The organism is Amycolatopsis sp. NPDC054798, assembly GCF_053611505.1.
In genome coordinates this window covers 153,165-162,005 of record NZ_JBSHAM010000010.1, presented here as the reverse complement: position 1 = coordinate 162,005, position 8,841 = coordinate 153,165, and the positions used below count along the sequence as shown (strand labels likewise).

The following is an 8,841-nucleotide window of genomic DNA, read 5'->3' as shown; positions in this document are numbered from 1 at the left end:
TGGGCTCCTTGAGGGAATCAGATTCCCTCAAGGAGCCCTTCACGGACAGCTGGAAGCCCGCGGGCGGCGTCCGGCGTGGTGGAACGCCGCGCACGTTCCTTCCGCGGAGACCATCGGCGCGCCGAGCGGGGTGAGCGGGGTGCAGCGGGTGCCGTAGGCGGAGCAGTCGGTGGGCACCGCGGTGCCGCGAAGGATCTGCCCGGCGATGCAGTCGGGGTGTTCGACGGCACGGGATTCGCCGCCGGGAAAACGCTGTTCGGCGTCGTAGGCGGCGAAAGCGGGCGTCAGCGCGAGCCCGCTCGCCGGGATCGGGCCGATCCCGCGCCAGGTTCGTTCGATGATCCGGAAAACCTGCCGCACGGCGTCCTGGGCCGCGGTGTTCCCGCTGCGGCGGACCGCGCGCGCGTATTGGTTTTCGACGGTCGCGCGGCCGGTTTCGAGCTGGCGCACCGCGAGCACGATGCCTTCGAGCAGGTCGAGCGGCTCGAAGCCGGTCACCACGATCGGCACTCCGTACTTCGCGGCGATCGGCTCGTACTCGGTCCAGCCCATCACCGCGCACACGTGCCCGGCGGCGAGGAAGGCCTGCACCTGGTTGTCCGGCGCGTCGAGGATCGCGGTGATCGCGGGCGGCACCAGGACGTGGCTGACCAGCACGGAAAAGTTGGGCACCGAGGCGGCGGCGGCGTGCAGCACGGCCATCGCGTTGGCCGGGGCGGTGGTCTCGAACCCGACGGCGAAGAACACCACCTCGCGGTCCGGGTTGTCCCGCGCGATCGCCACCGCGTCGAGCGGGGTGTACACCACCCGGACGTCGCCGCCTCGAGCCTTGACGCCGAGCAGATCCCCGGCTGTGCCGGGCACCCGCAGCATGTCGCCGTAGCTGGTGAAGATCACGTTCGGGCGCGCGGCGAGGGCGACGGCCTTGTCGATGGTCGCCAGCGGAGTCACGCAGACCGGGCAGCCGGGCCCGTGGATCATCCGCATCCCGCTGGGCAGCAGTTCGTCGATGCCCTGGCGGACCAGCGTGTGCGTCTGGCCGCCGCACACCTCCATGATCGCCCACGGCCGGGTCGCGGTCGCCCGCAGTTCGGCCAGCAGCCGCCGGGCCAGCACCGGATCGCGGTATTCGTCGAGATATTTCACCGGGCAGCCTCCGGTCCGAGTTCGCTTTCCAGCGCGTCCGGGATCGCCCGGAGCACAGCCAGGGTCTTGGCGGCCTCCGCCTCGTCGACGCGGCTGATCGCGAACCCGACGTGCACGATCACGTAGTCGCCGACGTCCGCGTCGGGCGCGTAGGCCAGGCACACTGGCCGCCGTACGCCGTCGAAGTCGACCGTGCCCATGCGCAGCGCCGGGCCGTCGGCCACTTCGACGATCCGGCCGGGAATCCCGAGGCAGATCGCACTCACCTCCCGCTCATCCGGGCACAGGCGACCGCCGCCTGGCCGTAGCTGACGCCGCCGTCGTTCATCGGGACGCGCTCGCCGGCGCGCGCACGCAGCCCCGCCCCGGCGAGGCCGTCGAGGACGCGAGCGGTCAGCAGGCTGTTCTGGAAGACTCCGCCGCCGAGACAGATGACGTCGGTGCCCAGCGCCGCCGCTGCCTTCGCGGCCATGGCGACGACGACCTCGGCGACCGTGCGGTGGAACCGCGCGGCGACCTCGCCGACCGGAGCGTCCGGCACGGAACGCAGCGCGTCACACAGGGTGGGCACGGGGTCGTAGACCCAGAGGCCGTCTTGCTCGTGCAGTTCCCACTCCAGAGGGGCGCGGGCGTCGTGACCCGCTGCGGCCGCTTCGAGGCGGACAGCGGCTTCGCCTTCGTAGCTGTTGTCGTCGCAGAGGCCGAGGAACGCGCTCATCGCGTCGAAAAGCCGGCCGGCGCTGGACGCGCGGGGGCTGTTGATTCCACGCGCGATCGCGGTGCGGACAACGGTTCGCTCCCGATCGTCCACTCTGGACAGCAGCGAGGCGGCGAGGTGCTCGGGGAATCGGGAGCCCAGCGCTTCGGCCCCGTAGAGATAGCCCAGCGCCATCCGGGCCGGGCGGCGCACCGCCGCGGCGCCGCCCGGCAGCGGAGCGGTCGCGAACCGGCCGAACCGCTGGAAGTCCTGGTGCCCGGCGAGCAGGATTTCGCCGCCCCACAACGTGCCGTCGGCGCCGAGGCCCAGCCCGTCCAGTGCGACCCCGACGAACGGTTCGGTCACGCCGTGCTCGGCGGCGGTCGCCGCGACGTGCGCGTGGTGGTGCTGGACGGCGATCCGCCGCGTTTCGGGCCAGCGGCTGGCGTACTGGGTCGACAGGTAGCCGGGGTGCAGGTCGTGCGCGCACCAGGACGGCTCGGTTTCGTGCCATCGGAGCAGGTCCCCGGCGGTGCGCTCGAACGCCGCGAACGTCTCGGCGTTCTCCAGGTCGCCGGTGTGCGGGCCGAGATGGGCCAGCCCGTCGCGAGCCAGCGTGCAGGTGTGCTTCAGCTGGGCTCCGAGCGCCAGCAGCGGTTCGGACGCGGCGTACGGCAAGGGCAGCGCCGCTGGTGCGTACCCCCGCGCTCGGCGGACGACGCTGCCGCGGCTGTTCGTGACGCGGACGACGGAATCGTCGTAGCGAGACCAGATCGGCCGGTCGTGGCCGAGGATGCCGTCGGAGATCGGGCCGAGCGTCGCCCGCGCGTCGGCGTCGTCGACGAAAATCGGGCCGCCGGAGCGGTTGCCGCTCGTCACGACGAGCGGGCGGGACAGCGTCGCCAGCAGGAGATGGTGCAGCGGCGTCGTCGGGAGGAAGACGCCGACCTCGCCGAGCCCGGGTGCGATTCCTTCGGCGAGCGGAGCGCCGGTGCGGCGGGGGAGCAGGACGATGGGAGCTTCGGCCGAGGTCAGCAGCTCCGCCGCCGTGTTGTTCACTGAGGACAGTTCGCGGGCTCCGGCAAGTCCGCGGGCGAGGACTGCGAGCGGTTTGGCCGGGCGTGCCTTGCCCCGGCGGAGGCGCTGCACCGCGGATTCGTCGGCGGCGTCGCACACCAGCTGAAAGCCGCCCAGCCCTTTCACCGCGACGATTCCGCCGTCGGCGAGTACCGCGCACGCCGCGGCGAGAGCGTCCTCCCCTCGGGCTGCGGACCACGCGATCTGTGGCCCGCATTCGGGGCAGGCGATCGGTTCGGCGTGGAAACGCCGGTCGGCCGGATCGCGGTACTCGGCCGTGCAGTACGGGCAGAGCGGGAACGCTCGCATCGAAGTGCGGGACCGGTCGTACGGCAGCCGCCGGAGGATGGTCGCTCGCGGGCCGCAGGCGGTGCACGACAGGAACGGATAGCGATGCCTGCGGTCGGCCGGGTCGAACAGTTCGCGGACGCAGTCCGGGCAGGTGGCCAGGTCCGGCGGCACCTCGCCGCCGCGGCCCGCGGTGCTGGGCGCGATCCGGAACCCGGGGGCGAGCACCTCGCGGGCGGGCAGGCCGGTCACCTCGACCCCGGTGACGCGGGCGTGCGGCAGCGCGGCGGAGGTGAGCGCCGCGACGAAATCGCCGATTCGGTTGCCCGCCAGGCGGATCACGACGCGGCCGCCCGCGTTGCGGACGTCGCCGTCGAGACCCAGTCCGGTGGCGAGACGATGGACGAACGGCCGGAATCCGACGCCCTGCACGGTGCCCCGGACGTCGATCCGCACCCGGCCGTCGCCCGGGATGTCCGCCATCGCTGCCCTCCTGCCACGCGCTTCGGCGTCACCGTCTCGCGAGGACGGTCGCCGCGGACAGGGGCAGGAAGTACCCGGCGAAGTGGCTTTGGTCCCTTGATCGGGTTCATCGGTGACCTTCGGCTCTAGGCCGCGTCCGAGCTGTCCCGGTTCAGTGTGCGGAGTGGAGGCTGACGAGAGGACCGGCGGCGACGCGGTGACGATCGACTTCGCCGGACTGGACGCGCTCATGGGCGCGCTGATCGCGGACGGGTACCGGGTGATCGGCCCGACCGTGCGCGACGACGCGATCGTGCTGGCGGAACTGGATTGCGCCGCGCAACTGCCCGCGGGCTGGGGCGTGACGACCGGGCCCGGGCAATACCAGCTGCGCCGCCGCGACGACGGCGCCGTATTCGGCCATTCGGCCGGGCCGCAGGCGTGGAAACGTTACCTGCATCCGCCGCACCGCAAGCTTTTCGAAGCCGGCCCGGACGGCCGGTTCACCGAGCCCGAGCCCGAGCACGTCCGCTACGCGTTCCTCGGGGTGCGCGGCTGCGACCTGGCTGCGATCGCGATTCTCGACCGGGTGCTCGGCGCGGGAGCCCATCCGGACGGCGCGTACCGGCGCCGCCGGAGCGAACTGTTCGTGATCGCGGCGAACTGCACCGAACCGGGCGGGGTGTGCTTCTGCGCCTCGATGGGCACCGGGCCCGCGGCCGGTCCCGGTTACGACCTCGCGCTGACCGAGCGCTGGGGCGCGGGGGAGCACCGTTTCGTCGTCGAGTCCGGCAGCGCGGCGGGGCTGCGGATGCTGGACCGGATCCGCACCCGCCCGGCGTCGTCGTCCGAGGCCGCGGAAGCCCGGGCGGAGGTCGCCGCGGCGGCGGACCGGATGGGCCGGGCGATGCCCGAGGCCGACCTGCCCGCGGCGATCCGGGAGGGCCGGGAATCCCCGCAGTGGGAAGAAGTCGCCGGCCGGTGCCTCACTTGCGCGAACTGCACGATGGTGTGCCCGACGTGCTTCTGCACCACCACCGAGGACCACACCGACCTCGCCGGCGGGCACGCCGGGCGCAGCCAGCGCTGGGCGTCCTGCTTCGAAATCGATTTCTCCTACGTGCACGGCGGGAGCGTCCGGACGTCGGGGGCGAGCCGGTACCGGCAGTGGTTCAGCCACAAGCTCGGCACCTGGCACGAGCAGTTCGGTTCCTCCGGCTGCGTCGGCTGCGGCCGGTGCATCGCCTGGTGCCCGGCCGGGATCGACATCACCGAGGAAGCGGCGAAGCTGACCGGAGCTCCCGGATGACCGCCGAACCGATGCTTCCGGTGCCCTACCGGGTGGCCGGACGGGTCGTGGAGACGGCGGACTCGGTCACCCTGCGGCTGGAGCCGGTGCGCGAACCGGTGCGCCAGGCGCGGCTCGGGCAGTTCATGATGCTGTATGCCCACGGCGTCGGCGAGGCGGCGATCTCGGTCAGCGGGCCGGGGCCGGCGCACACGATCCGCGCGGTCGGTGCGGTCAGCCGGGCTTTGCACGACCTGGCCCTGGGAAGCGTGGTGGGCGTGCGCGGGCCGTACGGCACCAGCTGGGACGTCGAGGACGCGGCGGGCCGCGACGTCGTGATCGTCGCGGGCGGCGCGGGACTGTGCCCGCTGCGGCCGGTGCTCGCCGCGGTGCTGGAGGAACGCGAGCGTTACCGGCGGCTCGTCGTGGTGGCGGGGGCGCGGACCCCGGAGGAGTTCCTTTTCCCGCACGAGCTGGATTCCTGGACACGGCGGCACGACGTCGAGGTCATCCGCACCGTGGACCGCCCGGCCGAGGGCTGGACCGGTCCGGTCGGCTTCGTGACCGCGCCGCTCGCGTCGCTGACCCTCGATCCCTCGAACACCCGCGCGTTCCTCTGCGGCCCCGAGCCGATGATGCGCGCGTGCGCGGAAGTGCTGCGGGACAAGGAGATCCCGGCGGCCGCGATCCGGGTCTCGCTGGAGCGGGCCATGAAATGCGGGATCGGGCTGTGCGGGCACTGCCAGCTCGGCCCGCTGCTGGTCTGCCGGGACGGCCCGGTCGTCGACTACACGATCGCGGGCCCGCTGCTCGCGGTGAAGGAGCTGTGATGGCCGTCCCGACGCTCGCGGTATGGAAGTTCGCCTCCTGCGACGGCTGCCAGCTGACGCTGCTCGACTGCGAGGACGAACTGCTGGAACTGGCCAAGCAGGTGCGGATCGCGCATTTCCTCGAGGCGTCCAGCACCGTGCTTCCCGGACCGTACGACGTGTCGCTGGTCGAAGGATCCGTGACCACGCCGGGAGATCTGGAGCGGATCCAGCACGTCCGGGCCGTTTCGAAAATCCTGGTGACGATCGGGGCCTGTGCCACCGCGGGCGGCGTGCAGGCGCTGCGGAACTTCGCCGACGTGGGGGAGTTCGCGTCCATTGTGTACGCCCACCCGGAGTACGTCGAAACACTGGCGACCTCGACCCCGATCTCGGCGCACGTGCCGGTGGACTACGAACTGCACGGCTGCCCGATCGACCGCGGCCAGCTGCTCGGCACGATCACCGCGCTGCTGGCCGGGAGGCGACCGGATCTGCCGGACACCAGCGTCTGCACCGAATGCAAACGGCGCGGGCTCACCTGCGTGCTCGTGGCGGGCGGCACGCCGTGTCTCGGCCCGGTCACCCGGGCCGGTTGCGGCGCGCTGTGTCCGGGCGTGCGGCGAGGCTGCTTCGGCTGTTTCGGGCCGATGGCGAAGCCCAACACTCCAGTGCTCATTCCGCTGCTGCGTTCGCGGGGGATGAGCGAGGGCGACGTGGACCGGGTGTTCAGCACCTTCACCGTCGCCGAGACGCGACGCGAACCGGGGGAGAAATGAGTCATCGCAGCAGGCAGCTCAAGGTCAGCTCGCTGGCCCGGGTCGAAGGGGAGGGCGCCCTGCGGGTGCGGATCTCCGGCGGGCGGGTGGAGCGCGCGGAGCTGAACATCTACGAACCGCCCCGGTTTTTCGAGGCGTTCCTGCGCGGCCGCGCGCACACCGAACCGCCGGACATCACCGCGCGGATCTGCGGGATCTGCCCGGTGGCGTACCAGACCAGCGCGTGCAACGCGATCGAGGACGCCTGCGGGGTCGTGCTCGACCGGCCGCTCGCGGAGGTCCGCAGGCTGCTCTACTGCGGCGAGTGGATTTCCAGCCACGCGCTGCACATCTATCTGCTGCACGCCCCGGACTTCCTCGGGCTGCCGGACGCGATCGCGCTGGCGAACGGCCACCGGGACCTCGTCGAGCGCGGCCTCGCGCTGAAAAAGGCCGGGAACGCGCTGATGGAGACGGTGGGCGGGCGCGCGATCCATCCGGTCAACGTCCGGGTCGGCGGGTTCTACTCGCTCCCGCCGAGGGCCGAGCTGCGGCCGCTGGCCGAAACGCTGCGGCGGGCTCTCGACGACGCGATCGCCACCGTGCGGTGGACCGCCGGATTCGAGTTCCCCGACGTCGAACTCGGCCACGACCTGCTCGCCGCCGCGGAACCGGGAAGGTACGCGATCGCCGCCGGGCAGCTGCGGACCGCCTCCGGACTGGAGTTCCCGCCCGCCGAATTCCCTTCGCACGTCGTGGAAAAGCAGGTCCCGCATTCCACCGCCCTGCACGCGGAACTCGGCGGCCGCTGCTACCTGACCGGCCCGCTCGCCCGGTACACGCTGAACTCGGACCAGCTGTCGGAGACTGCCCGCCAGGTCGCCGCCGAAGCCGGGCTGGGACCGGCTTGCCGGAACCCGTTCCGCAGCATTCTCGTCCGCGGGGTCGAGATCGTGTACGCGGTCGAGGAAGCGCTGCGCATCCTCGACGAGTACGAACGGCCGCCGCGGGCACACGTCGAAGTGCCGCCGCGCGAAGCGATCGGCCACGGGATCAGCGAAGCGCCCCGGGGCACGCTGTACCACCGGTACGAACTCGACGCGGCGGGCCTGATCCGGTCCGCCACCATCGTGCCGCCGACCTCGCAGAACCAGGCCGCGATCGAAGCCGACCTGCGGCACGTGCTCGGCGAACGCCTCGACGCCGACGACGCCGCGCTGACCGCGCTGGCCGAGCGCACGATCCGGAACTACGACCCGTGCATCTCCTGCGCGGCGCACTTCCTCGATTTCGCCAGGGAGGACCAGTGAACCGGGCGGTCGTGATCGGCGTCGGCAACGAGTACCGGTGCGACGACGGGGTGGCGCTGGCGGTGCTCACCGCGCTGGAGGAGGAGCCGATCCCCGGCGTCCGGCTCGTCCTCTGCGACGGCGAACCGGCCGGACTGCTCACCGCTTGGTCCGAAGTGGACACCGCGGTCGTGGTCGACGCGGTGCTCTGCGAGCCCAGCACTCCCGGCCGGGTCTGGAATTCCACTGTGGACCAGTGGCCGCACACGGTGACCGCGGGCGGCTCGCACGCGCTCGGCATCCCGGACGCGGTGCGGCTCGGCGCCGCGCTCGGGCGGATGCCGGGGAAACTGGTCGTCTACGCGGTCGAGGCGGAGGACCTCGGGCTGGGAACCGGCTTGACGCCCGCGGTCGAGGCGGCGGTCCCCGAGGTGGTGCGGACCGTGCGGCGGCTGCTGAGCGAACCGCGCGCGCAAGAGCCGGAGGCGTCCGTGCCGCGGAACTGAGTCTCCTCGCGCGGGTCAGCCGCCGGTGATCTCCGAGACCTTCCGGCCGAGCCGGCTTCCCGGGGCCAGTGCACGGGGCGGCACGACGGCGACCGGACAGGACGCGCGCCGCAGGCAGGCGGTGCTCACCGATCCGGTGAGCGCGTGCCGGACCATTCCCTTGCCGTGGCTGCCGACGACGAGCAGCGCCGCGTTGCGGGCGTGGTCGATCAGCATGCTCGCGGCATCGCCTTCCGGAGCCGAGCACCGCACTGCCGCGGGCGGGTCCGTGACGGTTTCCGCGACGAATGCCTCCAGTTCGGCCAGATGCGCCGCCGCGGCCTCGTCGACGCTCCGCCCGACCGAGAGGTCGTCAAGAAGCGGGTCGTGCAGCCAGGCGTTGACGACGTGCAGTTCCGCCCCGCTGGCGGCTGCCGCGGCGGAGGCCCAGAGCAGCGCGCCGACACTCGCGCTGGAGCCGTCCACCCCGACCACGACGAACTTCGATGCCTGCATCGCTGCTCCTCCTTCATTCCGGGCTG

At 72.4% G+C, this 8,841-nt stretch carries 9 protein-coding genes; 5 read left to right on the top strand and 4 right to left on the bottom strand.

All coding sequences use genetic code 11. The features are described from left to right. Positions 1-39: 39 nt before the first annotated feature. Genes hypD through hypF form a run of 3 tightly spaced genes read right to left on the bottom strand, consistent with a single transcriptional unit; the run spans position 40 to position 3,691 of the window. Positions 40-1,146, bottom strand: coding sequence for a hydrogenase formation protein HypD (gene hypD, locus ACWGIC_RS09520; RefSeq protein WP_452075449.1), 1,107 nt, complete (start codon positions 1,144-1,146; stop codon positions 40-42). Then, a complete protein-coding gene (locus tag ACWGIC_RS09515) occupies positions 1,143-1,412 on the bottom strand; it encodes a HypC/HybG/HupF family hydrogenase formation chaperone (RefSeq protein WP_452075448.1) in 270 nt (89 codons plus the stop codon). Before ACWGIC_RS09515 ends, hypD begins: the two co-directional genes overlap by 4 nt. After that, complete coding sequence (gene hypF, locus ACWGIC_RS09510; protein ID WP_452075447.1) at positions 1,409-3,691, bottom strand: carbamoyltransferase HypF; 2,283 nt, start codon at positions 3,689-3,691, stop codon at positions 1,409-1,411. Before hypF ends, ACWGIC_RS09515 begins: the two co-directional genes overlap by 4 nt. Positions 3,692-3,854: 163 nt before the next feature. On the opposite strand from hypF, the gene ACWGIC_RS09505 reads away from it, so the two are divergent. The 5 genes from ACWGIC_RS09505 to ACWGIC_RS09485 are packed head-to-tail and all read left to right on the top strand — an operon-like array spanning position 3,855 to position 8,320. Next, positions 3,855-4,979: a 4Fe-4S dicluster domain-containing protein gene (locus tag ACWGIC_RS09505; RefSeq protein WP_452075446.1), complete on the top strand. Its 1,125-nt coding sequence runs from the start codon at positions 3,855-3,857 to the stop codon at positions 4,977-4,979. Beyond that, positions 4,976-5,788, top strand: coding sequence for an FAD/NAD(P)-binding protein (locus tag ACWGIC_RS09500; protein ID WP_452075445.1), 813 nt, complete (start codon positions 4,976-4,978; stop codon positions 5,786-5,788). Before ACWGIC_RS09505 ends, ACWGIC_RS09500 begins: the two co-directional genes overlap by 4 nt. Next, a complete protein-coding gene (locus ACWGIC_RS09495) occupies positions 5,788-6,546 on the top strand; it encodes an NADH-quinone oxidoreductase subunit B family protein (RefSeq protein WP_452075444.1) in 759 nt (252 codons plus the stop codon). Before ACWGIC_RS09500 ends, ACWGIC_RS09495 begins: the two co-directional genes overlap by 1 nt. After that, entirely contained in the window at positions 6,543-7,835 is a 1,293-nt protein-coding gene (locus ACWGIC_RS09490; protein ID WP_452075443.1) for a Ni/Fe hydrogenase subunit alpha, read from the top strand. Before ACWGIC_RS09495 ends, ACWGIC_RS09490 begins: the two co-directional genes overlap by 4 nt. Next, complete coding sequence (locus tag ACWGIC_RS09485; protein WP_452075442.1) at positions 7,832-8,320, top strand: hydrogenase maturation protease; 489 nt, start codon at positions 7,832-7,834, stop codon at positions 8,318-8,320. The genes ACWGIC_RS09490 and ACWGIC_RS09485 overlap by 4 nt, the downstream gene beginning before the upstream one ends. A 15-nt stretch (positions 8,321-8,335) precedes the next feature. Here ACWGIC_RS09485 and ACWGIC_RS09480 read toward each other — a convergent pair whose 3' ends face one another. Then, positions 8,336-8,815 (bottom strand): universal stress protein, encoded by a 480-nt coding sequence (locus tag ACWGIC_RS09480; protein ID WP_452075441.1) that lies wholly within the window; start codon positions 8,813-8,815, stop codon positions 8,336-8,338. Between the last annotated feature and the right edge of the window lie 26 nt (positions 8,816-8,841).